Origin of the sequence: Actinomadura chokoriensis, assembly GCF_039529475.1 — a bacterium.
Taxonomy (GTDB): domain Bacteria; phylum Actinomycetota; class Actinomycetes; order Streptosporangiales; family Streptosporangiaceae; genus Spirillospora; species Spirillospora bangladeshensis.
Genome location: NZ_BAAAMW010000036.1, coordinates 1 through 25,553, shown reverse-complemented (window position 1 = coordinate 25,553; position 25,553 = coordinate 1). Strand labels below are relative to the sequence as shown.

General features: G+C 69.1%; 18 protein-coding genes and 1 pseudogene. 12 read left to right on the top strand and 7 right to left on the bottom strand.

All coding sequences use genetic code 11. The annotated features are described in order from the left end of the window. Positions 1 to 66: 66 nt before the first annotated feature. Complete coding sequence (locus ABFX46_RS40140; RefSeq protein WP_346049323.1) at positions 67 to 507, top strand: hypothetical protein; 441 nt, start codon at positions 67 to 69, stop codon at positions 505 to 507. A 237-nt stretch (positions 508 to 744) separates the two neighbouring features. Then, positions 745 to 1,604 (top strand): annotated as a pseudogene (locus ABFX46_RS40135) (IS5 family transposase). 15 nt (positions 1,605 to 1,619) lie between these two features. Here the strand turns inward: ABFX46_RS40135 and ABFX46_RS40130 are convergent. From ABFX46_RS40130 to ABFX46_RS40120, 3 genes are all read right to left on the bottom strand, one after another. Then, the gene (locus ABFX46_RS40130) at positions 1,620 to 5,474 is read right to left on the bottom strand and encodes a hypothetical protein (RefSeq protein WP_346049319.1); all 3,855 of its coding nucleotides are present in this window, start codon (positions 5,472 to 5,474) and stop codon (positions 1,620 to 1,622) included. 53 nt (positions 5,475 to 5,527) lie between these two features. Further along, entirely contained in the window at positions 5,528 to 8,077 is a 2,550-nt protein-coding gene (locus ABFX46_RS40125; protein WP_346049317.1) for an ATP-binding protein, read from the bottom strand. A gap of 204 nt (positions 8,078 to 8,281) precedes the next feature. Further along, a complete protein-coding gene (locus ABFX46_RS40120) occupies positions 8,282 to 9,355 on the bottom strand; it encodes a hypothetical protein (RefSeq protein WP_346049315.1) in 1,074 nt (357 codons plus the stop codon). A 122-nt stretch (positions 9,356 to 9,477) separates the two neighbouring features. Here ABFX46_RS40120 and ABFX46_RS40115 point away from each other — a divergent pair, with 122 nt between their 5' ends. After that, a complete protein-coding gene (locus ABFX46_RS40115) occupies positions 9,478 to 10,641 on the top strand; it encodes a hypothetical protein (RefSeq protein ID WP_346049313.1) in 1,164 nt (387 codons plus the stop codon). 152 nt (positions 10,642 to 10,793) lie between these two features. On the opposite strand, the gene ABFX46_RS40110 is transcribed toward ABFX46_RS40115, so the two are convergent. From ABFX46_RS40110 to ABFX46_RS40100, 3 genes are all read right to left on the bottom strand, one after another. Further along, positions 10,794 to 11,261 carry a hypothetical protein gene (locus tag ABFX46_RS40110; protein WP_346049311.1) on the bottom strand — a complete coding sequence of 156 codons (468 nt, stop codon included), beginning with the start codon at positions 11,259 to 11,261 and terminating at the stop codon, positions 10,794 to 10,796. A 178-nt stretch (positions 11,262 to 11,439) separates the two neighbouring features. Beyond that, positions 11,440 to 15,048 carry a hypothetical protein gene (locus tag ABFX46_RS40105; protein WP_346049309.1) on the bottom strand — a complete coding sequence of 1,203 codons (3,609 nt, stop codon included), beginning with the start codon at positions 15,046 to 15,048 and terminating at the stop codon, positions 11,440 to 11,442. A gap of 102 nt (positions 15,049 to 15,150) precedes the next feature. Next, positions 15,151 to 15,828 carry a hypothetical protein gene (locus tag ABFX46_RS40100; RefSeq protein ID WP_346049307.1) on the bottom strand — a complete coding sequence of 226 codons (678 nt, stop codon included), beginning with the start codon at positions 15,826 to 15,828 and terminating at the stop codon, positions 15,151 to 15,153. Positions 15,829 to 15,923: 95 nt separating this feature from the next. Between ABFX46_RS40100 and ABFX46_RS40095 the strand changes: the two genes are divergently transcribed. From ABFX46_RS40095 to ABFX46_RS40070, 6 genes are all read left to right on the top strand, one after another. Further along, positions 15,924 to 16,490, top strand: coding sequence for a hypothetical protein (locus tag ABFX46_RS40095; RefSeq protein WP_346049305.1), 567 nt, complete (start codon positions 15,924 to 15,926; stop codon positions 16,488 to 16,490). 120 nt (positions 16,491 to 16,610) lie between these two features. Next, positions 16,611 to 17,810, top strand: a complete 1,200-nt coding sequence (locus tag ABFX46_RS40090) for a hypothetical protein (RefSeq protein ID WP_346049303.1) — start codon at positions 16,611 to 16,613, stop codon at positions 17,808 to 17,810. Continuing rightward, positions 17,807 to 18,163 carry a hypothetical protein gene (locus ABFX46_RS40085; protein WP_346049301.1) on the top strand — a complete coding sequence of 119 codons (357 nt, stop codon included), beginning with the start codon at positions 17,807 to 17,809 and terminating at the stop codon, positions 18,161 to 18,163. The genes ABFX46_RS40090 and ABFX46_RS40085 overlap by 4 nt, the downstream gene beginning before the upstream one ends. A gap of 97 nt (positions 18,164 to 18,260) precedes the next feature. Continuing rightward, positions 18,261 to 20,216, top strand: a complete 1,956-nt coding sequence (locus ABFX46_RS40080) for a type IV secretory system conjugative DNA transfer family protein (protein ID WP_346049369.1) — start codon at positions 18,261 to 18,263, stop codon at positions 20,214 to 20,216. Between the two features lie 95 nt (positions 20,217 to 20,311). Then, positions 20,312 to 20,926 carry a hypothetical protein gene (locus tag ABFX46_RS40075; RefSeq protein ID WP_346049299.1) on the top strand — a complete coding sequence of 205 codons (615 nt, stop codon included), beginning with the start codon at positions 20,312 to 20,314 and terminating at the stop codon, positions 20,924 to 20,926. A gap of 110 nt (positions 20,927 to 21,036) precedes the next feature. Next, positions 21,037 to 21,750: an NERD domain-containing protein gene (locus tag ABFX46_RS40070; RefSeq protein ID WP_346049297.1), complete on the top strand. Its 714-nt coding sequence runs from the start codon at positions 21,037 to 21,039 to the stop codon at positions 21,748 to 21,750. Positions 21,751 to 22,365: 615 nt separating this feature from the next. On the opposite strand, the gene ABFX46_RS40065 is transcribed toward ABFX46_RS40070, so the two are convergent. After that, positions 22,366 to 22,755, bottom strand: a complete 390-nt coding sequence (locus ABFX46_RS40065; RefSeq protein ID WP_346049295.1) for a sigma-70 family RNA polymerase sigma factor — start codon at positions 22,753 to 22,755, stop codon at positions 22,366 to 22,368. Between the two features lie 548 nt (positions 22,756 to 23,303). On the opposite strand from ABFX46_RS40065, the gene ABFX46_RS40060 reads away from it, so the two are divergent. The 3 genes from ABFX46_RS40060 (at position 23,304) to ABFX46_RS40050 (ending at position 25,430) form a co-directional block, all read left to right on the top strand. After that, the gene (locus ABFX46_RS40060) at positions 23,304 to 24,080 is read left to right on the top strand and encodes a hypothetical protein (protein WP_346049293.1); all 777 of its coding nucleotides are present in this window, start codon (positions 23,304 to 23,306) and stop codon (positions 24,078 to 24,080) included. A 1-nt stretch (position 24,081) separates the two neighbouring features. After that, positions 24,082 to 24,390 (top strand): hypothetical protein, encoded by a 309-nt coding sequence (locus ABFX46_RS40055; protein ID WP_346049291.1) that lies wholly within the window; start codon positions 24,082 to 24,084, stop codon positions 24,388 to 24,390. A 71-nt stretch (positions 24,391 to 24,461) separates the two neighbouring features. Further along, on the top strand, positions 24,462 to 25,430 hold the full coding sequence (locus ABFX46_RS40050; RefSeq protein ID WP_346049289.1) for a S16 family serine protease: 969 nt from the start codon (positions 24,462 to 24,464) through the stop codon (positions 25,428 to 25,430). Positions 25,431 to 25,553 lie beyond the last annotated feature (123 nt).

Sequence of the window (25,553 nt, the reverse complement as noted above, 5' to 3'; positions counted from 1 at the left end):
GTCGTTGGTATGCCACTCCTGCGTGCCGCTCGAGGCTGCGGCAGTCTGGTCGTCCGGATCGTGCTCGTGGCGATGCTCGCCGTCGTCGCGCTGATCTGCGTGGCCAACCGGTCCTGGATCACCGCCAAGGCGCTTGACGCCGTCTACCAGGGACGGCCAAAGATCCACGCAGGCGAGCACTTCAGCCCCGGAGCCACTGCGGAGGAGGACGGTGTCCGCCAGACCGCCGTGCTGATCCGCGGGAAGCAGCACGTGCGAGTGTCCTCGCCGACCGAGCAGTGGCGCCGCCATCATCCGGACGCCATCTGCGATCATGACGTCTGCACGGCGGCCGCGACCCACAAGGAGTTCCCGGGGGAGGGCGGCGTCAGCGTTGTCGGCATTCTCGCCGGACTGCTGGTCTGCTACTTCGTCTGGATTCTGCTGGTCGACCCCTACGACGACTACGACTCCCGCGACAGGCCATACCGCCGCTACGGCGACGGCCGCCGCCGTTACGATTACTGACCGGGGCGCCGGGGGTTCGGCAGATCATCCCGGTACCGCACAGCCACAAGACCGCGGCGCATCGCGGCGCTGACCTGGCGGCGGCGGGGGTCTCTCCCTGCCGCCGTTCCCATCGCTTCGGCGTGTTCGTCCTCCCGCACGGCCGGCCACGCACGTCAGCCGGGGCTAGGACGTGTCCGGTAGATCTTGGTGTTTGACTGAGGGTGATCTTTGGGTGTGGGTTGATGGTGTGTCGTGGTGCGACGGCATGAGTTGACCGATGTGGCGTGGCGGCGGATCGAGCCGCTTTTGCCCGCGCAGCCCGTCCGGGGCGGCCGGTGGGCCGATCGCCGCACGGTGGTGAACGGGATCTTGTGGAAGCTGGCCACCGGTGCCCCGTGGCGGGACCTGCCCGAGCGGTACGGCAACTGGAAGACCTTCTATGAGCGATATCGGCGGTGGGCCGCCGACGGCACCTTCGATGCGATCTTGACCCATGTGCAGGTCCACGACGACTCGGTCGGCCGTATCGACTGGACCGTCAGCGTGGACTCCACCATCGTGCGCGCGCACCAGCACGCCGCCGGCGCCCGCAAAAAGGGGAACCGGATGGGACGAATCGGGCGTCCGGGCAGGCACTCGGGCGGTCACGGGGCGGGCTGAGCACCAAGGTCCACTTGGCGGTCGACGGGCGCGGCCTGCCGCTGTCGATCGTGGTCACCGCCGGGAACGTCAACGACTGCACCGTCTTTGGGCAGGTGCTGGCCGCCATCCGGGTGCCCCGGTGCGGGACGGGGCGGCCGCGATGCCGGCCCGGCCGGGTGATCGCCGACAAGGCCTACAGTTCGGCCGCGATCCGCCGGTCGCTGCGGGACCGGGGAATCGCCGCGACCATCCCCGAACGCACTGATCAGAAGGCCGGACGCGCCCGCCGTGGCTCGCGCGGCGGGCGTCCACCGACCTTCGATCCGGCCTTCTACAGACGCCGCAACGTGGTCGAACGCTGCATCGGCCGCCTCAAGCAATGGCGCGGCATCGCCACCCGCTTCGACAAGCTCGCCCGCAACTACAGAGCGGCAATCGTCCTAGTCACAGCACTGCTCTGGATCAACGCATGATCCACCGGACACGTCCTAGCGCCTGCCCAGGTTGGCCAGGAGGCCCAAGGCGTCGACCGGGTCATGCGGTGGCTGTCGGGGGTCCGTCCTGGCCCGTCTGACCGCGTCTTCGAGGCGTCTCTGCTTGTCCTTGAGGTCTTTGATCACGTCTTGGTTCTTGCTCTGCTCGCTGCTGATCCGTTGGGCGATCTCAACCCTGAACTCTTCGAGAGACTGAACGAGGTTCTGGGCGTCAGCAGCGTTTCCCGGTTTCCGGGTGATGGAGCCGACGAGCCGCTCCATGGTCTCATGCCACTGTTGTTGTCCGCGCTTGAGGTCGGCCTGGAGTTCCTCGGCGTCTCGGTAAATGTCTGCGACGTCCGTGGCGCTGCTCGGATCTGCCAGCTTTATTGCCAGTTTGTAGGATCCGCGAGCCGATGTCGACGCGTCGACCGCACCACGCAGCAAGGAACTGTGCAGGTCGAAGTCCTGAAACTTTTTCTGATAATCGTTATAAAGTCTGTCCCGCTCCTCGAGGAAAGTCTCGCGGGCAATCGACGTTTTCGATCGCTTGTCGAAAAGATCCTCGGTCATCTTGGTGATCTCGACCATGTCCCGGAGCGACTTCTCGATTTCGGCACGAAGTTCCCCGGCCGATGTAGAAGTTCCGTCCGGCATTGCAATGGGTATCTTATTGAAGTGGCTGATCTCCCGCTTTGTGTCGTTCACCAAGCTGACGAGTATTTCCTTCTCCCGTTGCCGGCTCTGCGCGAGGCTCGGCCTAGAATCGCGTACCCAATCGCGGGCGGCCCGCTCTGCACTGTCCGCCGACCGCTGCGGGGTGATGACGATCTTCGAAAGCTCCTCGTCCCGGCCGCCCGAAATGTAGGCGGCGACCCGCTCACGCACCTTCGGGTCGAGAGTGTCGAACCCGTGCGCAGCATATACGTCGACGAACTCGCCATTCTCGGTGATGTAACCGCAATCATTCAGGTTTGCGACGAGCTTGGCGATGTACTCGTCGTCACTCTCGCCCATTTTTCTCCGCAGTATGTGCCGATCCAGGTAGTGCACCGGGTGCGATGCCTGCTCGATACTCGTGCCCGACGCGAAGACCCGCCGACCGCTGTTCCCGCTGGCCGCCACCGGGACGGGCAATGCCAGCCCATGATCGCCGAGCATGAGTTGCTCGGGACGCAGACCGGTCTTCTTGGCCATCTCGGCGAGCGCTTGGGCCTTGTCGTAGCCGTTACTGAAACCGTCGAAAGCCATGTTCAGCCGGCTGTCCTGGCCAGCGCCCCACTGGCGGCCCCGCACCATGTCGAGCCCGTCCTTGGTGTGTCCGGCGATCAACTCGCGCCGCTTCTCCCAGTGGCCGACGCGCGTGATGTTGCGGTGCCACGTTTCTGCCTGCCGCCGGGCCGAGCGTGCGCTACCGGCCATCGGGAAGCCCGCCGCCATGCCGGGCTGCAGCCTGCTGCCGGGCCCGTCCTTGTTGCCCTCCACCCGGCCGCCGAACCGGTCGCCCGCGGCCGTGCCGCCACCCAGTGCGGCCGCGCCGCCGGTGTCGCCAATCAGCGGCAGTGACGGGGAAGCGAGCGGTGAACCCGCGACGTTCACCGCGGCCAGGCCCAAGCTCAGGTCCGCGTAGGCCTTCGCGCGCTGCGCCGGGGAGCCGGACGCCGCCCTGCGCTGCAGGTCGGCGGCGCCGCGCAGAAAGCGAGCCCGCGAGGCGTCATAGCGGTCCTTGGTCCAGTCGGTCAGCGGACGGGCGGCCCGCTTGACGCCCTGCCCGGCCGAGCTCGCCATCGCACGCGTCGCCTTGTTGTTCAGCATGCGCCGCTGCAGAGAGCGCTCGTCCAGCGCGCCGAGCCGCATGCGGCCGGCGCCGAGCCGGCCGAGCGACCGCGACATGCGCTGGTCGGCGTTCCGCGACAACTGCCGATCGCCGCTGGTACGCAGTACCATCGCCCCGGCGAAGCCGAGCGCCCCGGTCGTGGTGGAGAGGTCACCCGTGCCGAGAATCCTGCTCAGCCTCCGGTACAGGTAGAGCGCGACGAGCGGGGCCATGCCCTGCGCGACCTGCTCGAAGAAGGTCGGCGAGTTGGTGCCGACCATCGAGTTGACGGCCCCCGTCGTCGTGTCGATGAACATCGTCAGCAGGGTGATCGCGAAGGTGAAGTAGGCGTTCCCCATCGCGGCGGCCCCGGTGAGCTTGAGCAGCCTCTTGCCCTGGTGAAGGCTCAGCCCGAGCAGCAGCAACGTCACTGGAAGGATCATCACCAGGCCCGCCAGGGCGACACTGCTGATGGCCTGGCCGAGCGCGACGGGGCCGAGGACGAACAGGAAGACGAACGAAACGATCAACGACATCAGGCTCTGGGTGAGCCGCTGGGCCTGATTCTGGCCGAGCCAGGAACTGACGAAGTCCCAACTGGCGCGGCACGCCTCCTTTGTGGTGACGCACCCGCCGAGCTTTTCCTGCAGTTCATCATTGCCGTTGAAGTAGAAGTTCCTGACCTTGGATTCACTGCCGAACAACATATCGATAAAGCCGGTATTGTCATCGCCATTGCCGATGCTACTGCTATAGAGGGTGTCGCATGCCTTTTCGCGGTCCTCGACGGCGGAGTCATTCCACTGCGGAATAGTGCCGCCTTCGACAGTGCCGCTGCCGCTGTCATTGCCCTTGCAGGCGCCCCAGGCGATCATGATGGTCTGCTCGTCGCTCTTCGGGTCAAGGTAGTACGCGCGCAGCATGTCATCGGTGGTTTTGGAGGTGTTTCCGCCAGCGAGATCGTATGCCTCCAGCTTTTTTTTCAGGTCGACGTCGGAGTGTGCCTCCAGTACTCGGCATGAGGCATGGGCGGCGGACGGATTCTCCAGAGTCCCCTCGCCGAACTGGGCGGCCTGCCATGAGCGGACAAGCGTGACCTCCCACATCTTGCTCAGCTGGATCATCGTCGCGCTTCCGTCCTTCATCGACGTGTTCTTGTTCTGCGCGCGGTACTTCTCGTACAAAGCGTCTCCGAGAGCCGCGCAGGTGATCTTGCCGGTGCCGCCCGCCGGATCACCGTCATAGAAAAGGGGATGCGCGTACTTGTCCCGGTTGAAGCGGCCGAGTTCCTGTAGACTTTGGAGGGAATCGGTGGTTGTGCCCACCCAGCCCTGTACTGTCGTCGCCATCCAGGGCAGTGTGTACGGGCCCGTCGGATTGTTCATGTTCTTGTTGGACTGGTCGCCGATGAAGAAGATCATTCCGGTTGCGACCAGGAACACCACCAGCAGCCGCAGCGCGGACGCGGGCCCTCCGTGCCGGCCGCTCGTCAACCGCCGGGCCACGGTCATCAGAACGAACACCCAGCCTGGTATGAGGAACCAGGACGCGTACCGCGACATGCTCCGGCCGACGAAGTTGATCGGCCCCGCGGCGGAACAGATCATGTCGAAGCCATAGCCGACGCCCATGAGGACGCCGATGATTCGCCACGCCATCGCGGCGGCCATGAACATCAGGCTGGAGACCATGGTGACGAACAACTGGGTCTTGAAGATGAAAGAATTGTCGACGCCGAAGAGCGAGAGGTCGTTCCACCGGTACAGCGGCAAGAAGTCTCTCTTCTCGTCGTACCGGCTGCAGGAGTCGATGGTCGGGAGGCCGGACGGGACGGTCGGGTCGTGGGGGGCGCCGACGGCGAGTACCAGACCGCCCCCGTCCGCCACCGCGGACTCGGGCGGGCCGGCCGCCACGGCGGGCGGCACGGACGCCTGCGGCCGAGAACCGAAGTCGCCCGCCTGCCCGGACAGGAGGGCCAGCCCGCAGAAGACAGTGAGTACCAGTGCCCAGGCCAGCAGTTGAGGGCCGCGACGGACGCCCTCACGCCCGCCCACGGCCTCCGCCCCGGACCGCGTGGACACGCCCCGGGTCCGCACGAAAGGCGGCATCAGTCGGCGAACCATGCGTCAGTCCCTTCGCGGGGCACGGCCACGGTCGCCGGCGCGGCCTCAGCCGCGGCGCCCGCAGCCACCGCCGCCTCGTACTCCTCACGCTCGGCCCGCTCCCGCACTGTCCGCCGCTCCTCCCGCCTGCGGCGGTCCTCGGGGTGAGTGCTGTAGGCCTCGGCGGCGTCGGGGGGTGTGGGACCGAGCAGGACCTGCGCATGCCGGCCGGCCAGATCGCGGAAGATGCCGCGTGCCCAGCGGGCCGGCCTGCCGTCCTCCGGCGGAAGTGGTCCGAACTCGCGGATCTGCGCGAGCCGCTGTGTGGTGGGCTGCAGCCCGCAGAGGGTCAGCGCGGTCTCCGCCTCGATCTTCTCGTTGAGCTTCAGCACGAGGACGCGGCTGAGGTAGGACTCCAGGTTCTTGGTGACCACGTCCGCGATCCGCTGGGTGAGGAACACCGGCAGGATGTTGAGCGAGCGGCCCTCGCGGGAGATGCGCTGCAGCGACGCCAGGCCCTCGGCCTGGGACAGGAACGTCCACGCCTCGTCCACGATCAGCACGCCGGACCGGTTGGCGATGAGGATTTCCAGTGACGCCCGGATGACCAGCCGCACCGCGGCCAGCGCGATCCGCTCCGACACCGAGTACTCGCTCGGTGTCTTGCCGTCCGGCAGGCCGAGGTCGCGGTCGAAGTCGACCAAGGTGAGCCGCTGGTTCACGTCCAGGCGTTGCAGCGGTTTGAGCGCTATGCCGAGGGAGAACATGCTGGAGGCCTCCATCTGCTGCTCCACCAAGCCGCGCAACCGCTCCGCGTGTTCGCCGGGGATGTACTCCAGGGCGTCCCACACGCAGCGTGCGCCGTTCAGCGCGCCGCGTTTCAGGCCGGAGCCGAGCGCGAGCCGCTCCGGCAGCGACAGCCCGTCGCGGCTGTCGTCGAGCGCGGACAGGATGTGCACGTTCGCGATCTCGGCGGCGATGGTCGGCGGCGCGTACCGGAACGGGTCGAACGCGCCTGGGCTGTCCTCCAGCGCCGACATCGACACCCGGCCGCTGGAGACGCCGTGACCCTGCACATAGTCCACCATCCCGTACAGCGAGTCGCCGCCCTTGGGGTTCACGAAGATCACCGGCAACCCGTTCAGCGCCGACTGGGTGGCTATGGACTGGGCGAAGAAGGTCTTCCCGCTGCCCGGGTCGCCGAAGATCCCGAAGACAGGGGGCAGGTTCTTGCGGGGGGCGCCGAGCGGGTCAACGAAGAAGGGGGTGCCGTCGGGGTCGATGAGCCCCCCGAAGACGCCCGTGTCGTCACCGAGATCGGAGAACGACTGAAGCCCCGCGTGCGAGACCATCGGCACGTTGACGTCCTGGAGGAACGGGTTCACCCGGACCGAGGAGCAGGGCAGGGTCTCCTCCAGCGCCTGGATCTGCCGGTGCTCCAGCGCCTTCATCCGGATCCCGTAGTTCTGCTCCAGGAACTCCATGTAGGTCTCGGTGGCGTCGCTGATCTCGCGGGCCATGATCAGGCTGCAGTTGGCGAGCATCGGCTGACTGGAACCGGCGAGGTAGTCCTCGACCTCCTTGGCCTGCTGGAACGTCTCCGACAGCTCCACCTTCTCCAGGTCCTGCGTCTTGCGCTCCTCCTCCACGTTGGACATGATCCGGCGCTGTGCGCGGCGTGCCCGCGCCCGCGTAAGGTTCGGCGGCTCGAGCTCGGCGCGGACGGAGATGATGTGCGGCGCGTCGCTGGAATGGCTGATGGCGTCCAGTGCCCACTGCGCGTACGGGGAGGGCATGACCGGATGATCGAAGGACATCACGGCGGCCATTTCGATCTCGCCGACACCGGTCACCGCCAGCCGCGTGGGCAGCTCCTCGATCACCGCGTCGGGGCCGCGCCCGAGGTTGTACCAGGACTCCAGCTGATCGAGCTCCCGCCGCGCCGGCACCTCCGCACCGACCCGGTCGAAGATCGCGGAAATGTGCTCGGCATCCCTGGCGTAGTTCGCCAGGTCCGGAACGTCGTCGATCAGCGACTCCTTGACCAGCTCGCTCACCGCTTTGAACATCGATTCGCCCGGGCCCTTGCGGCCGTCCGCCCTGCCGCGCAGTGACGAGCGCAGCAGCACGCCGACGAACAGCACCCGCTTCGGCGCGAGGAATCCGAGGGCGGCGGCCTGGTAGGCGCGCAGCTGTTCACTGTTGTCCCGCGGCGGGATCACGAGGTCGTCCCACGTGATCGAGATCAGGTGCACGATGCGGTTGTTGGACAGGGTCGCCAGCCCGCCCATCGGCTGACGGGACGTGCCGCCGAGGTCGCCGAGCAGGCGCGCGAGCGGCGAAGCCAGCGTGAGCTGCTGCTCCGGATCCTCCCATTTCATGGGCGACAACGGGATGGTGCGGTACATCCACACCTCGCCGTTATGGCCGACGTAGATACCGTCGCTGGTCCGCCACGCGTACGGGGTCGTCCACAAGGTCGCGGTATCGCTATCGGTACGGCCCGCACGACCGGTCCCGGTGATCCGCTGGAACGCCGCTCTCAGGTTGATCATGAATTTTCCCCGTTCGTGTGAACCCATCGCGGACCGTCCGGCGTTCGGGACGGGCCGCAGCGGCGGATCTTCGCGCAGCCGGATACGGGGAACTGGCCCCGATGACCGGTCGACGACCAGGGCATGGGGCCTTCCGCCTCAGGGGGCCGCGGCGCCCCCGCCGACAGCGGCGGTCACGCGTCACCGGGGCGGGGCCGGGTGTCCTCAGCGGCGCCGGGTGTCGACCGTTCGGTCGGAATCCAGGATGAAATCGGCGGCCTCATCGGGAGTGAGGCCGAGAACGTCGACGATGAGCCGGACCGGACCGATCTTCTCGGTGTCGCAACGCTGGCAGCGGGCGCGCTCGTCGGAGAAGACCTTCACCGATGGGTTCTGGTCGCCGTTGCTGTGGCGGTCCGGCCGGGGGCAGGACCAGCGTCCGGTGGTGGAGTCGGCCGTGGAACCCAGCCGGGCCAGCACGGTGGTGATAGAGGCATTGTTGGCCTCGGCGACCCGCAGATCGTGCGCCGACACCGGGACCGGCGGCACGATCTCGGCGCCTCTGCGTGCGGCGCGCAGCTGCTGGCGGTACTCGGCGGCGGCGCGGCGGATCTTCTCCAGGTCGATGCCCTGGGTCGGGTCGTCCTTGGTGTCGGGGGCGGGTTCAGTGCCGGTGGACAGGTAGGGGAAGCGGTCATCGGCGCGCCGCCGGATCGCCGCGATGAGCAGGAACATCGCCAGGGCATCGCGAGCCGTTGGCGGCGCGACCATTCGCAGCCGGGCGGCATAGCGGATCACACTCACGGCCTCGGGTGCGGCGATGCGCGGGGTGTCCGGAGCCAGCCGGACGGTGGGCATTCCGGGTGCGGCCGGAACACCCGGCCCGCCTGCCTGCGCCCACATCAGGTGCCCCTCGGGGCGTCCGGCATCGGTGAACGCGCTCCCGTCGGGGGCCAGACGTGAGAACTCCAGCACGGTCCCCCCGGCGTAGGCGTCGACGCGGCGGCCGGCGAACCCGCACAGGGCGGCGTAGTGGATCAGGCAGCGCGCGTCGTCGGGCGCCATGAAGATCACTTTGGCGCGGAAGTCGGCCGAGGTGAGCCCGCTGGAGCGTAGCCCGCCGATGACCGCCGCGGAAATGTCATCGGTGCCCGTGGCGGGCGTCACGTCCGCAGTCTTGATGCCCGCCGGGGCGGGCGGCGAACCGGGCATTCGGATGGCGAGCACATAGTCAGTCAGTTCGTTCACGGCTCTCCTTTGCTGCGCCTCATCGTCACAAGGACGATCGTGCACGCTCACCTGCCATGCGCAATCGTTTCTCCGCAACTTGCCGATCCGGTCTTCCTCGAAACAGTAGTGGCGGACGGCGGCTTCGGCGGGTGTTCCGCGGGCGCGGCCGCAGGATACAGAAGGGGTGCACAGTGCCTACCACGACGCGGAGCAAGGAAGAGTTCTATGTCCGACGCCTCTTCGACGATGACGTTCCCCTGTTCGTGGAGGCGACCAAGTACGCCAGACTCGAACAGCCGTACAAGCTCAGCGCCAAGAAGTCCTTGAAGGCGACGTGCGCCGTGCGGACCGACGACCAGGTGGTCGCCTTCAGCCTGCGCAGCTACACCGCCAAGCAGGTCGAGAAGGAGGTCGAGCACATTGAGGCCGTCGTCGGCGGCAGGACGGTCACGCAGAACCTGCTGCGGGCGCGGATGCCCCGCAAGACATTGCACGACCTGACCGAGTCGGCGCGCGCCCTGTCGGTGGTCCTCGGTGACGACCTGATCGTCGACCTCAACGGCGAGTTCTACGTCCTCTCCCTCACCAGGGAGGGTGCCCAGGCGGATCTGGCGCTGGTCGGTAGGCTGGCACGGGGGGACGGCTCGTACACCCGCACAGCGGCGTCGGATGCAGAGCTTCTGACCGAGTTCGAACTGCCGGTCACGGGCGTCCGCCTCCGCCTGTTCATGCGCTCCCCGGTCCGTGACCGGGTGCTGGCCTACGGCTTCAGCGGCTATCTGACCCGCAAGCCGGGGGAGACAGAGACGATCACCCGGGCGGCCGCGCTCGCGCTGAACAATCTGCTCGGCCTGGCGACCTTCCGGATGCTCTCGGGATTGCAGCGGGTCGGGGTGCCGGCCCGCCAGACGGGGGCTCCCGTCCGGGAGCGCACTCTCGAGGAGCGGGTGCTGTTCGAGGTGCCGGTGCTGCTGTTCACCGAGGACGAGACCCCCGCAGCCCGGGGCTTCGTCGCTGCCGAGATCGACCTGGACCATGTCGACCCGGTGAGCGGCGGGCTGCGCATCCACCTCAGTGAGAGCGACCAGATGGAGTGGAATCCGGCGATATCCGGGGTAGTGACCTTCGATGCTTTCCGGCGGGTGCTCACCGAGACCACCGCCGCGATGGTGCACTCGGCGCTGGGCGCGGACGCCGTGCGAGATATCGCCTACGACATCATGCTGTCCGATGCTGGAGCCGAGGTTCTGTCCCGGTTGCGCGCGGCGACCACCGGCCTTCCCGCACTGGCCGCAACCCCGTCGCAGGCCGAGGTGCGCCAGGCCCAGCCGGCCACCGGCACCCCCGCCGCCTGACGGCACCGCGGAAACGGCGGGACGGTCGTGCGGAGCTGACCGCTGAGCTCAGGCCGATAAGCGGCCCCCACCCGAATGGGTGGGGGCCGAATGGGTGGAACGGCGGCGCGCGGCGGCCACTCGAGCGTCCGGTGTGAGAGCGCGGCATCACGTCACTCACATCTGACCTTTGATCCGGCATTGGGAACCTTGCCCCAGAACTGCTCCACCGTAGTGCGGCTCCATTCGTCGACCTGGACCGGCGCGAACTTGCGACTCAGCCTGAGGACGTCGCCGCCTTCGAACGACCCGGATATCGTGTTGTCGTGCAGCGGGTTCTCCAGGACGACCACGGTGCCGTCCTGGCTGCCACGGAATCGTTCGATCCTCAAGGCGGGGTTGCCGGCGTCGGAGGTCCAGACCTCCGTATAGCAACCGACGATCTCTCGCTTTCCTTCGACCGTCTCTCCCCCGACCTTCCAGTCGAGCATGACGTAATGGCCGTTCCCGGCGGCCTCGAAGGCGTAGGACGCCGCAGCCGCGGACCGGTTTTGACTGAGCCACCTGGGGAGCAGTGCGACCAGGAGGCCGACGCCCAGTAGGGCGACAACGATAATCACCAGCTTGTTCTGCCTGTTCACGGTAATCCTTCCCGCTGTACAGGCGCCACAAGACCGGATCTGAACCCGGCCTGCGGCGCCACCTCGAGTCGAGGGGGGCGCATGGAGCCGGGTTCGGCTCTCCTTTGGATACGCCTTATAATTCTCTCAATTTCGCGCCGCTACCGCAACTGAGAATGGAATATCCGGGCTCTGGGCTTCAGGCATTGCTCCGGTCGACCCAGCCCGTCCAGTACGCGGTGGGGTAGGCGCGGCGCTCGACCTTGGAGACGTCACCCGTGCGGTTGGTATGTACCACGTAGTCGCCGACCAGTTGCATCGCGACGTGCCCGGGGATCGGCTCCACCAGGTCACCTGGCCGCGCCTGCCTCCGACTGATCTTGATCGTCCAGGGGACTTCCCGCAAGTCGTGGGTGTTCGGAGCATTGTCTCCCTGGGGATAGAGGTTCGGAATCGCGCCGCTGTCGCGATAGGCGCGAGAGACGAAACTGGAGCAGTCGGCGTAGTTGAGTTCGTTTCGGAGAGCCCAGCTATAACCCAAGCCGAGCCTGCTCAGCGCCCATTTGATGGCCTTGGCCGCCTCCGGGGTGCGGGCCCGCGCCACCGAGTCGATGCACAGCTTGCGGATGCCGATCGCCGCGGCACCGTCCCGCAGGGTGTTGTGCGGGGCGTTCCTGGGGCACCCGTCCGGGCCGACCTCCACCTGCACGGAGGCCACGGAGGCCATGGCGGCCGAGCTGTCCGAGAGCGAGCCGATCAGTTCGCCGGCGCTGTCGAAGGGGGAGATGACACCGCCGAAGTACCAGGCGTACTCGGCCGCGACCTGCGAGAGCGGGATGGTCACGCCATCAGCGGTGCCGAGCCGCGACCATGCCTCGGTGGCGTCGGACGCGATCGGCGCGCCCACCTCCTCCAGCGGACGCAGTGCCAGCCGCGGGACGACGAGGGTGTCCCGGCCGGCCACGGGCTTGGTCGCCTCAATGGCGATCTCGCGGGCCTGGTAGTAGTTGCCCAGGCCCGCGATGTTGTCGGTATAGGCGCCGCTGCCGGCGCGCCCGGCGGCGATCTGCGCGAGTGCGGCGTTGTACCCGGGGGCCCACGATCCGACCACACAGGAGGGGGCGGCAGTGGGGTCGGCGATGCCGTTGGCCTTCTCCGCCTTCTTCAGCTTCGATGCCCACTCGTCGAGCGCGTCCCTCTTGGGGAGGTCCTTCAATTCCGCGAAGTCGGTCGCGTGCGGGGCGATCAAGGTGACGAACTCGGTCATCACCTTGGTGCAAGTGTCATCGGGAGAGAATCTCTGACCGGGTCCGACGATCGAGAACAAGCCCAGGTCGGTGCCCATGGCGATGCCGAGCTTCTGCCATCCGCCCACCATCGGCTGGAACGGCCCGCGGTCGTGCGGCCGCCGCTCCGGCTTGACCTTCTCGGCCGACAGCACGAGCCTGGCCGCGCCCGTGATGTTCTCATCGACGTCGCACCGGTCCTCGACTCCTGCGGTCCGCGCCTCCCGCTCGGTCATCGGGAAGACACCCTGGCGGCCGTCCTTCGCGTTGTCGCACTTGCCGGTCTTCCACTTGCCGGCGCCATAGCTGACGGACAACGCCTCGTTGACCAGGGCGTGGGTGGCCGCGGCTCGATCCGTCTCGACCGTGTACCGCATCCTGTCGTCCTTGCTGTCGTACTCGCCGCCGGTGACCAGGTACAACTCAGGGCTGCGGGTCGCTTGGCAGTTCCAGATCGAAATGATCTTGAAGCTGACCGACCACGGTTTCTCCGGGTCGTCCGGTGGCGGCACCGCGCAGGGAGCGTCGGGGTCAGCGGTACGGTCTACGAAAATTCCGGACGTCTCAATGACCTCGCTCCAGTACTTGCGGGCGTTCTCCTGGTCCTTGGCCGTTCCGTCGGGTCGCCACTCCGGGGCGTCCGGCTCGTCATGGACCTTCTGCGCCGCCTTGCCGAGCTGCCGGGCGACGAAGAGCGAGGAGTCGCACGGGCTCTGCGGGTCCAGGCCTGTCATCCGCATCTGCCCTGCGGCCGCCGGGTTGAGCAGGTAGGGGCCGGAGCCCTGCGCGCCCTTGCCGCCGATCGCCGGCGTGGGGCCGGCGACCGGGCAGCCGTCGGCGTACGTCCCTGGTGCGCCCGAACGGAACAAGGCCGGCTGCGCGGCGGCACCCGGCCCCTGCCCGGCACCACCCGACCCCTGCGGGTGCGTCCTGGCGGCCTCATTCATACGCTTCATAACGTCATCGACGTAGGCCCAGACCGTCGGGTTGACGTGGCAGGCGGCGGGGCACCGATCCCACTTCTCCGGTGACCTCGCCCAGGCCGGGTAGAAGTGCGCCGCAGCGACCTGCTGCCATTTATGGTAGGTATTCCACTTGTCTTTGACGTCATGGACGGCGCGGCGGTCCTGCACGCTCGCCGGCGCCTCACACGCGGTCGGGTAACCCATATAGTTGTTCCACGTGCTGTTGATGTACTGGTAGGCACCGCACGCGCCCTGCGCGTTGCCCACGGTGTAGTCGCCGCCCGACTCGTGCATCCGCAGCGCGTACAAGAACCACCCGAACTGGTGGCTGAGGTCACCGGACGGTGGGCCGGGATGCCCGAAACCCATCGAGGCCGCTGAACCGGCGCCCGTCACACCGGTGATCGGGCCCGGTCCCGCGCCGCCGGTGGCCCCGACGACCACCGCATCGTTTCCCCCGCCCTCGCCGCCGAGGGGGATCGCCGCCGACGTGCGCCCAGGGTCCCGGTCGATGTTGTCGTAGGGGCTGTAGCGCGCGAAGTCGGTCTGGGCCGCCGTGATGCCGGCCAGGACCGTCCATGGGACAGCGGCGTAGTCGGCCCTCCCGGCCGCCCCCGCGTCATGCGCGGCGTTCTTGAGCAGCCTCTGCCATCCGTCGGGGAGGTACTTGGCGACCAGGGCGTCGGAGTCCTCGGTCGGTTGTGTGTGCTGGCCGTCGCTGGAGACGCTGACCCCCAAGAGCAGTGCGAGAAACATCAGGATGCACACCGCGGGGATCAGCACCGGCAGGGCGACGGCCATCAGCAACTTGACCTTTGTGCGGCTGGAAGCCGATTTGCCGCTGTGGCCGACCGAGTTCCTCTTGCCGTTCCCGCCGTTCCTCTGCCGACCGGTTCCGCCGTTGCTCCGCCCATCGCGGAAGCCGTCCCAGAACGCCCCCGGCAGCAATCGGCCGAGACGCGACCCTTCGAGCTTGCTGAGGCCGCTGTCACCGACCTTGGAATTGTTGACCCCGTCGTAGAGACCCGGGGCGTACCGATCGCTGTACGTGCGGAGAGCCATGTTGGCTCCCTGGCCCACCTTGCGCAGCCCGAATTCCCCGGCCTTGCTCTTGGCGTCACCTGGCGGGGACGACGGATCCTGGCCAGCCTGCCGTTCCTGTCTCCCGAGGGCTGGACGGTTGTTCCGCCGCGATGGTGTCTGCGGCGCGTGTACGCCCGTCTCGTCGGTGGGGCCGGTTCCCCCGGCGTCGTCGTCGGTCGAGGGTGTCTCGGTGACCTCCAGGGGCGATTGCCCGGTGAGCGGATTCGCCCCGCCCGGCCATTTGGCGGACCCAGTGAGCGGCCCTGACCCGAACGTGGCGTCGGTCTGGCCGGGACCCACGTGGTGAACGGTGGCGGAGGAGTGCTGCGCGACGATGTCCGCGGCGCTCTGCGGTGCCTGGACCGCGGCCTGGACACGAGGGTCGGCCTCGGTGCCGGGCAGCACCTCCGCTATTCCAGCCGCGGGGTCGTCGGCGAAGAACTGCCGCCGGCCGCTCCTATCCAGCTCGTCCACGGGTACCTCGCTCGGTTCTCGGTCTTTCTTCCGGTCGTGCGACCGATCGGAAGCGACCGTCCGCCGGTCCTCGCCGGATGCAAGGCGCACCCAGGCGGCCTGCTAGCCGTACCGGATCGCGTAGCCGGACTCGTTGCGCTCCACCGTGATCGGCACGGCGGACGGCTCCGCGCCACCGGCATCGTCGATCGTCGCGCTGAACCGGTAGGCGCTGTTACCCGTGACCGCGGGGTCGGCGACGGTGAGCCGGGCCACAGACCCGCCCAGCCCGTGCCGGGACGCCGAAACGGTGGGCCTGCCCGGGCCGGTGAACGGGATGCCGCTCCAGTCCCCGGTCGTGGTGGCGATGGCGGCGGCCAGTGCCACGTTGCGGGCGCCCACCGGGACCACCGTCGTCCCGCCACCGGTCACAGGAATCCGGACGGCGGCCGTGGCGGTGAAGTCCTTGACCGGCTTCCCCACCGGGCCGGCCGGTGCGGGAGCTGCGGCGGCGGTGCTGCTGGAAGGGGGGGCGGGCAGGTCACCGGAAGGCACGGCCCCGGGGCCGTCCGTCAGGCGGGACCCGAGGGTCTGCACGGGGTAGGGGCGAGCGCCGGCGTCGCCGGGGACGGTGCCGGACGCCCCGCCGCCGTTCAGTACCGCACTGAGAACGATCACGGCGACGACCCCGCCCCCGGCCACCCACACCGCGACGTCCCACCATTCGGGGAGCTCGACGCGCTTCCAGGGAGGTCGCCGCCGTTGGAAGCCCTTACGGGCGTAGTCGGTGAGCTTCGGCATGATGGATACCGTCGCCGCACGGGCGCCGATAGCAACCCAGGATGCCCTGCGGGAAGGCGCTGGCGCTTCGGGCGGGGCCGCGTACGGTCTCGGAGATGAGCGACGACCCGGATGTGCAAGGGCCCGCGATGCTCGCCGCGACCAACCTGCTGAAGCCGCCCCCCGCCGTGATCGGCAGCCTCAACAGGGAAGTGACACTGCCCCGCGCGGTCCGGCTGACCACGATCGCCGCGGTGCTGGCGGGCGTGATCGTCGGATTCCTGCTGACCTTCCTGATCTTCGGGGCGGGACTGAAGGCGCTGATCTACGGCCCGGCGGCGGGCGGCGCGGTCGGCTGGATGGCCGTCAACTTCTCGCCCCTGCGGGGGGAGCCGCTCATCAAGTGGATCGAGCTGCGGCTCACCGGGACACGCAAGCGCAAGCTGGTCGTCGATGGGCGGCCACTGCGCCTCTATGTGGGAATCGCTCCGCTTCACCGCACCGCCGCAGGGACCATCCGGATGCTGCCGGGCGGCGTGACGGTGGACGCCGTCCGCTGGGACCCCCGCGGTTTCCCGATGCAGGAGATCCCCGGCACCGCCCGGCTGCGCTGGCGGAAGGGCCGGCGGAAGGCTCGGCGGAAGGGCCGGCGGAAGGGCCGGCGGGCGCGTCCGCCGCGCTGACGGCACACGGGGGAACGACGGCGCCAAGACGGTGCGGAGCGGTCGTTGCGCTTTCACTCGACGGTCGCACAGTCATGGCCGTAGAAGTCTCGAAGCCACGGCCGTGAAAGTGAGGGGGACATGCCGGAAGAGTCACCGACCCGCTTCACCATGGTGCCCGCCCGGCGGTCCAGCGAACCGACGGCCCGCAAGCGCGCCAGAAGGGTGCTGGGCGCTCTGTTCCTGGCGTCGGGGCTGAGCGTCGTGGCCCTGATCATCGCGGTGGCCAAGGGCGGCGCCAGGCCCGATCTGTCGACGCTCGACCCCCAGGGCCGGAGCCTTGCTTACACCGCGGCCGTGAACTTCCTCGCCGGCACGGAGCAGAACGTCCCCCACGCCGAGTCCTTCGACCCCGAGGAGGCCCTGGGCCAGTCCGGCGGGGATCCCGTCAGCCCGCTGCACTACCAGTCGCTGAGCTGGGTCGGGTTCACCCCCCAGCACTTCGGTTCGGAGCAGGCCGGCTTCACCGACTTCGAGCTCCACCACTTCCTGGTGGCACTGGCGACGCCCGCGGCCACGGCCTCCGCATCCCCGCGGGCTCCGGCCACCGGTTCGCCCGCCCCGGGTTCGGACGGTGGCGGTGCGCGGCGGGCGCGGGCCACGCCGTCGCCCGAGACACCGCCGGAACCGTCCGCGACACCGGAGTCTGCGGCCCCGCCGCCGGGCGCCGAGCCCGCGTCGCCGAGCCCCGGCGGGGACGAGAGCCCAGGGGTGACACAGGCGCCTCCCTCGGACCTCCTGCAGCTGGACGTGCCCGTCCTGCTGAGCGCGCGGGGCCCGCGCCTCGCGGCAGCGCCCGCCTTCTCGGTCTGGCGCGACGGCGTCGGCGACGCGGCCGGGAGAGGCGACTACACCAACTACGGCCGTCTCAGCACCGAGGTCAGCGAGGCGGCGAAGAAGCAGATCCTGATCTGGGCGCGGGCGTACGCGACCGGTGACTCCGCCGCCCTGCTCGCTGTGACGCGCGACCAGAACGGCTCCCACCGGTACGTGGGCCTCAGCGGGTTCACCCTCCCCGACTCGCCGCGCGCCGTGCAGATCATGTCCGCGATCGAGGCGGCGGACCAGCAGCTCATCGTCCGGGCCCGGGTCATGCTCGCCAGGACGCCCCCCGGCGGCACCGTCTCCGGCAGGCATGGCCGCGGCCGGCCGTTCAGCACCTTCGCGGACTTCGACCTGCTGGTGGGGGCGCCGACCGGAGCACAGCCGCCCATCCTCGCCTGGGGCCCGGCCGGGTCCGCGGCAGAGCTGGAGCCCTACCAGAATGCCATCGGATCATGACCGGCGCCCGCGTTACGGAGGAAAGTGAAATGTCGGTGGTCGAACTGCACGGTGTGCTGGCCGTACCGCTTGATGGCAAAGAAGGCGCTAATGGCTTTCTCGATTCGCCGGCCGGCGAGGCGCTGATCGCAACGTGCGGTGCCATCGCCATCATCATCGTGGTGATCGGGATCATCCGGATGGTGAACGGCATCGGCCGCGGGCGTCCCGGCGAGGCGTTCAAGTCGCTGGTTTTCGCGCTGCTGATCGGCGGACTGCTGTTCAACCTGAACCTCACCATCGCGGCGGTGGGGGCGATGAGCGGTCTCATCGCGAAGGTGTTCGAAAGCCTGACCGAAATCACCAACACCTAGTTCACTAACGGCTGAACCTGGCGGAGCCGGTCGGGAAGGCGGGACCACCGTCCTTGGGAAGGCATGACCTCAGCGACTCGCGGGAGGAGCGAGTGTGATGTATGCGCAGGGGCGGGACCGGTACGACGAGCCGCCCGACAGCGTCGGGCTGCTCATCACGGCCGTGATCCTGCTGGGGCTGGCGGTCCTGGTCGTGGCACTGGTCCCCGCGATCTGCGGGGTGGCGCTCTTCTATGGGCTGCGCCGCCTGCTGGCCCGGCGGGATTGGGCGATCCTCGCGCTCGCCGGGGTGGCAGGGTTCGCGATCTACGCTGAGGACAACGCGCTCGTCTACGCCCGCTGGCTGCTCAGCTTCGTCAATGTGGGGCCCGGAAGGCCCGGGGGCGTGCCGGTCATGGTCCTGCTTTGCCTGTCCGCGGTGCTGGCAGGCTGCGTCGGAGCGGTCTTCGGCGAGAGGAGAGGCTCGGTCGTCGCGGGCTTGGCCACCGTCCTGCGCACGAAGAAGAAGTTCTACGACGTCTTCAACGGCGCCTGGTTCCGCCGCAAGGAACTGGTCGACGAGCCGATCACCCCGCGGCCCGGCCGGCGAGAGATGCTCAAGCGGCGCGTCGCCACCCGGATCACCGTGGCCGACATTCCCGCGGTGCGCGGGCCGTACTCGTCACCGAAGGCAAAGGCGACCCCCCTCAAGGACAAGGCCCTCCCGATCGGGTTGGGCGCCGGTGACCGCCCCGTATGGCTGAGCACCCGGGAGTTGGGCATGCACGGTGCCGTAGTCGGGTCCACCGGCAGCGGGAAGACCGTGACCCTGATGTGGATCATAGGTGCGGCGCTCGACATGGGGTTCGACGTCACCGTCCTCGACATGAAGGAGGACACCGAGCCGGGCGGTCTTCGCGACTTCCTGCGCGCCTACGCGCAGACCCATCACCTTCCTCTGCAGGAGATGGCCCTTGGCGACGAGCGGCCCGCCTTCTGGTACAACGCCCTCGCGGGCATGTCCGCGGACGAGGCGTTCGACACGATCATGACGATGGTGGAGTTCGATGACGCGTACTGGCAGGCGCTGAACCGCAAGGTGCTCCGACAGGTCGTCCAGTTGTGCTACGAGGCCGCACGAGCCGCGCCGGCGGGCTTCGGACCGCCCAGCATGCTCGAGATCGGCAAGATCATGGAGCAGGGCGAGGCGATGAAGGACGCCGTCAAGGACCGGGTCATCGCCATTGACCGAGTGCGCGGCACGGGTTACTGCAGGCGAAGCTATGCCAATGTGCTGCGTCCGTCGCGGGACGAAGCCGTGTCCGCGTCCGGCTTCGGCACCAGGCTGACCGCGCTGTACGACTCCGGAGCGGGCCGGCGTATCCTCGTCCCCGGCGGAAACCGGCAGATGATCGACGTCCGCCGGGAGGGACTCACCTACATCGGGCTCAACTCGCTCGGCCAGCCCGACATGGCGAGAATCCTGTCCTCCTCGGCCTTGCAGCGCCTGTCGGTGTACGCGGCGCAGCGCATTCAGGGCCGTGCTCCCAAGGATCGGCCGCGGCTGATCGTCGTGGACGAGGCGAACTTCATCGACCGGGGCATCGCCATGAACATGCTGTCGCGGGTCCGGTCCGCGCTGTTCAGCATGATCCTGTGCACCCAGGGACCGACCGACTGGATCGACAAGGACGGTGACGACTGGTCCAGGCTGATCCAGAACATCAACTGGCTGTTCGCCATGGCCCAGTCCTCCCCGGAGGCAGCGGAGAAATGCGCGGAGTTCCTCGGCATACGACGCAACAGCAAATACAGCGAGCGGCTCGACCAGGACGGCACTCCGCAGCAGGTGCAGGGCATAGAGGAGGAGCAGTACATCGTCGAACCGAGGGAACTTCGCGACCTCGGGACCGGCGAGGGCTATCTCAGGGTCAACAAGCCCGACACCAGGGTCGAATACGCGGTCGTGCCCATGCGCACCCAGGAACTCGACCGTTATGAGCCGCCGGATCCGTATCTGCCCTCCGCACCGGTGCCCGCCCGCCCGTCCCCGCGTTTCCCCGGACCCGCATGACAGGGCAACGGCGAAGGAGCACGCCCGTCGAGCGAACGCGTGCGTCCGGCGGACGATCGCACAAGGCGGAGCGGACAGGGAAGGCCCGGCGGATCATGGCCGATCCGCGGGCGGCGGCGGTGGAGACCGGGATCGTCCTGTCGCTGGGCGCCGTGCTCTCGGTGTGCTCGCTCGTCCTGCTCGTCCTGCGGTACCCGGGCGCCCTGCGCTTCACCGTCGAGGACGTCACCACCGCCCTCGCCGCGGGCGTGGCGGCCGCCGCGGTCGTCCGGCTCAACGTGCGGCTGCACCGGCGCTGGAAACCGAAGATCGGCCGGTTCACGGCGGCCGCCGCGCTGTGCGCCATCGCCGCGCTGGCGGGCATGGCAGTGATCATGGTCCCCGGGCAATGCCCAGGGACCCCGGGCGGCACCGGGCGCTGCGGTCTCCGCGAGGCGGCCGCCTGGGGACAGGTGGCGAGCCTGGCGGCGGTGGTGAACTTCGGACTCGCCGGAATAACACTGGGGCTTTACCGAGGGTTGCGGGGAGTCCTCCGCGACGTCTGCGAGCTGGGCGCCGAGGGGCTGAGGACGCTCCGTCGGCCGCGTCGCCGGCATGCCGGGAGAGCGGGCGGCGGGCCCCGGCACCCGGGGGAGCCGAAGGGCCGGCCGACACCGCGCCGCGCCGACGCCGAACGGGCCCGCCGAAAGCGGCTCGGCTTGCGAGCCTGACCCGAGAATGTGTGAGGCCACCTATGTATGAGGTCGGACAAGCCGGAGGGTTCGTCTCCGGGCAGGCTTGGCGGCGCCGTTGCCGAGGGGCGCTTCTCGCCGCCGCGGCCGTGGCGCTGGGAGCCGCGGCGGCCGGAGGTCTCGTGCTGGCCGCGCTGGTCGGCTCTCCAGTTCCGCGGGCGCTCGCGGTGGTGCTCGCGGCGGCGGCCCTTGTCGGGTGCGTGTTCGCGTGGCGGCGGTCGGCACGGACGCTGCGGTCGGCCGGCCGGGCGGCCGTCGGTGCCCGGTCCGAGCGGGAGGTGCGGGCCGCGATCCGGCGGACGGCCTCGATCGCGGCCGGGTACGGGATCGTGCTGGGCGGTCGGAACGGCGACTGCGACGCGGTGGTCTTCACCCGCGGGCAGGGCGCGGCGGCCATCGAGGTGAAGACCGGGCACGGCGAGGTGACCGTCGACGGCGCCGCGATGCGGGTGGGCAGGCGGGTTCTGCATGGGAGCCCGACACGGCAGGCGGCGAACCAGGCACGGTGGCTGGCGCGCCGGCTGGGCCGCTCGGACGTGCTGGCGGTCGTGTGCGTGCCCGGCATGACCAACCGGCCTTTCACCTCGTCAGGTGTCCTGGTGTGCGGGGCACCCGACCTCGGACGGGTGCTCGCCGCGGCACCGCGCGTCTTCGGGTCCGCGGACGAGGCCAGGCGGGCCATGGAGCGACTCTGGCGCGACTCGGCCGCGGCCGAGTCCGGGAGACAGGTCAGGGGGCCTGCGGGTGCCAGACGGCCGACGCGATCACCAGCAGCACGCCCAGGCAGGCGACGAAGACGGTGACCAGTGTCCCTCTGGACCCGGTCCACGACATCCGCCTCCCAGCCGCCCGGGGCGTCGGCGCGGGACCCCAGAAGGCGTCGTCCCGATGGGCGCCCTGGTAGGTGCCGTCTTCGGTGCCGTCGCCGGGGAACCACACGTCCGTTGCGTCCGCGCCGGAGGCGACCGGATCTACGGCGGCGGCATACGATCCGTATGTATCGAGCGGTGCGGGATCCGCCGTGCGGTACTCCTCGTGCCCCGCGCCGGGCTCGGAGCCTGCTGCCGGCGTGCCGAACTGGCGCTGTATCCCGGTCGGAGGCGGTGGCGCGGCACCTCTTCCCGGCGGGGCAACGGGGACCCCGCTCCATGAGGTTGCCCGGGCGAAGGTGTCCCAGCCGCCAGGCACATTCAGGGGCCGCGGTGGTGGCGGTGTCGGCGCGGTCGGCGGTGGTGGCGGTGTCGGCGGTGCGGGCGCGGCGGCAATCGGCGGGACGCATGGCGTGCCCTGGGCCGTTGGCCGCGTCGGTGTACCGGAGTCGGCCGCGCGAGTGTCCTCGAGGTCGTCGATGATGACCCATGAGCCCGGGTCCCGCAGACCAGGGTTCGGCCGGCTGGTCGGCTGCTGCCCGTCGTTCGTCATGCCCGCCCTTCGGCTCTTATGGCTTCTGCGGCCCCGCTGGCGATGGGTTCGCTGAGCTTGGCCAGTGCCTTCTGCTGGATCTGCCGTACCCCCTCGCGGGACAGCCCGAGTTGCTCGCCGATGACACGGAGCGACTGCTCCGGTTCGCCGTCCGACCCGGACCTGAGCGTCAGCACATACCGTTCGCGGGCGTCGAGGGTCGGCAAGCCCTGGACGATGACGGCTCGAAGACGCGATCGGAGCAGCACCTCCTCCTCCGGGCTCAGTGACGGGTCGACCAGCCGGTCCTCCCATGGGACCACGTCACCGTCCTGGGTGGCCGCCGGAGTGTGGAGGCTCATCAGCCGGGGTGCGTCCAGGGCGCGGTGCACCTGCGCCTCGGTCACGCCGCTCGGCGGGCGATGTCGGCGTGACTCGGCTGAGCGTCCGATCCGCTCAGCGGCGAGGATGACCGGGCGCTTCCCAAAGTCGCCGAGATTGGACGATGTCCATCTGTCCCCTTTTCGCTCGGTGCACAGACTCCGATGCGACGATGACCGAGATCGGTCGGATGGGGAGGGCGTTCGTTGGCATCTTCGTGGTTTCCGCCGAGCCGGAGATGCGCGACGATGCCCTTCCCGCACCGGCCGCTCCACGGCCGTACCGGTGGACGGCCAGGTCAGTGGCCTGCTCCGGCACACCGGCGCGGTTCGGCGAGGTGGTGTGCCATACCATTGTTGACCAGGCGTTGATCGCACATGGGGATGATGCTGCGATGCCGGTGCCGTTGCGGTGCTTTGCCGATGTGCCGCTTGGTGAAACTTCAAGCCAAGTCCCCTCCAGGGCTTGCCGATCCGTGCGAGCACGGACGTTAGAGGCGAGGAGGCTCACGCCCTTTGCACAGGGTCGGAGCGGGCGACGCCGACCCGCATGCGAAAACGAGAGGAACAAGACGGTGCGAACGATCCTGAGTGATCTCGGTCTGGAGTCCCCGCTTGTAGGCACGACGGTGACCGCGCACATCAAGTCCAGCGGGCCGGACGGCTTCCGCTGCACCGTGTACGACGTCGCCAGCGGACGGGGCCGGGACGCGCTGCTGCCCCGCGCCGACGCCTACAACCTGCCGGAGGGTGCCGCGCCGCCGCGGCTGGCCGCCGGCGACACCGTCGTCGCGCTCGTCGTGGACGTCGCCGATGGCGGGCCGGAGGGCGGTGAGCGGCTCATCCTGTCGACCACGGTGCCCGAACTGGTCGAGCGGATCCTGGCGGCATTCGTAGACGAGATTCTCACCGGCCGTGTCGTCATCAAGGGCGTCGCGCGCGTCGCCGGCACCAAGGCCAAGATCGCGGTGGCGCCCACAGTCCCCGGTGTGGACGCGAGGGGCGCCTGCATCGGCCGCGGCGCGAGCCGCCTGAAGTCGGCGGAGCGTTTGCTGAACCGCGGTTTCGGCAGGGAGCGGCTGGAGATCATCGATTATTCCGGTGACCGGGCGACATTCGTCGCCAACGCGATGAACCCGATGCAGGTGACCGAGGTCCTGATCGAGCGCGGCACCGCCGTGGTGGCGGTCGAGGAGCACCAGCTCTCCGGCGGCATTGGCGAGGGCGGGCTGAACGCCGAGCTGGCCGGGCGGCTTACCGGGCTCTACGTGCACGTCGTGAAGGCGGGCAGGGATCTGCGCCAGGTCATGGACCAGGTCCTGTCCGACTCATCGGCCGCGGATGCGAGCTGAGGTGGGAACCGATCTGACCCATCCGGTGCTCGAACACGCCCAGGAAGGCCTCCAGCCCCGCGGAGTAGAGGACCTGACCGGTGGCGACGGCGCGGTGCTCGACCGGGATCTGCTGCTCGCCGACGTGCAGGACGCGCGCCGGTCCGAGGACAGCAGAAACATGATCGTGGCCGACACGATGCGAACCCACGACACGCTGCTCGGCGGGGACCTCGGTGCGGAAGGGCACCCTCGTCACCGAGTTGGGGTTTCACTGGAGGGCGACGGAATGAGGTCCCCGTATCCAATCTTCGTCGTGATTAGGGCATAGCCTATCTTGTCGCCACAAGCCAAGTTATAGCTGCAAAAGGCGAAAAGAACGAATATTGGACGTGGTGAGTGGTGGAGAGGCGTCGTTTCCGCTACCGGCTGCTGGTCTCCCTGCTCGTCTCCGCACTGATGCTGGCCGCGTTCGGCGCGACCGACTCGCCGTACCTGCGCGTCGACGGCGGCCCACTGGTCCAGGTGGGTCGGCCCGTGCACGGATCCTGGACGGTGACCGCGGTCCGGATCCGCCGCGCCACCTGGTCGCAGTGGGCCCGCGCCGAGATGGCCGGCGAGTGGACTTACCGCGCCGACCGCGCCGACCGCGCCGACCGCGCGGTAGCAGCGGACGCCGCGGCGACCGGCGCGATGGCCAGGTCGCAGACCTACGCGGTGCTGGTCGCCGCCCAGCTCGCCGCAGGCCGGGCCCCGGTCGGCGGTGCCGGCCTGCAAGTGACGGAGGACACCGCGGCCTCCCGTGCCGCCGGGCTGCGTGTCGGAGACGTCCTGCTGGCCGCAGGCCAGCAGGACGTCATGACGCCCCTGCGCACGTCGGCGGATCTGCGGCGCGCCGCCGCCCCAGGCAGTGTCGTACGGGTACTGATCACGCCGAAGACCCTCGGCAATGAATGGGGTACCGCCGTGGTGCGGCGGATGACCGCCGACCAGCTCGTCGACGTCCCCGTCGGGCCTGGCGTCTCGGCCCACGCCTACTCAGTGGGCGGTGTGCAGGGTCCGTCCGCGGGCCTGCTGCTGACCCTGGCCCGCGTCGACGACCTCACCTCGGGGGACCTCACGGGTGGGCGGCGCGTCGCCGGAACGGGCGCGATCGCCCTCGACGGAGGCGTAACGAGCGTCGGCTGGATCATCGAAAAGGTGCGCTCCGCCGCCGCGGCGGGCGTCGAGGTGTTCTTCGTTCCGGCTCCGCAGGCCGCCGACGCGGCCCGCGCCGCCCGGGGCACGCCGCTCCGGGTGGTCCCGGTCGGTTCGGTATCGGAGGCCATCGGGTGGCTCTGTGGCAACGGCGGTCACGCTCCCATCTGTTAGTGCGTGTTTGAGAAGTTGATCTCGGTCGGTGTGGCTGCGTGATGTCGTGTGCCGCTTCGTGCACGGTGTGGCGATGGCTCGGACGTCGTGTTACCCCTCGGACCTGACCGATGAGGAGTGGGC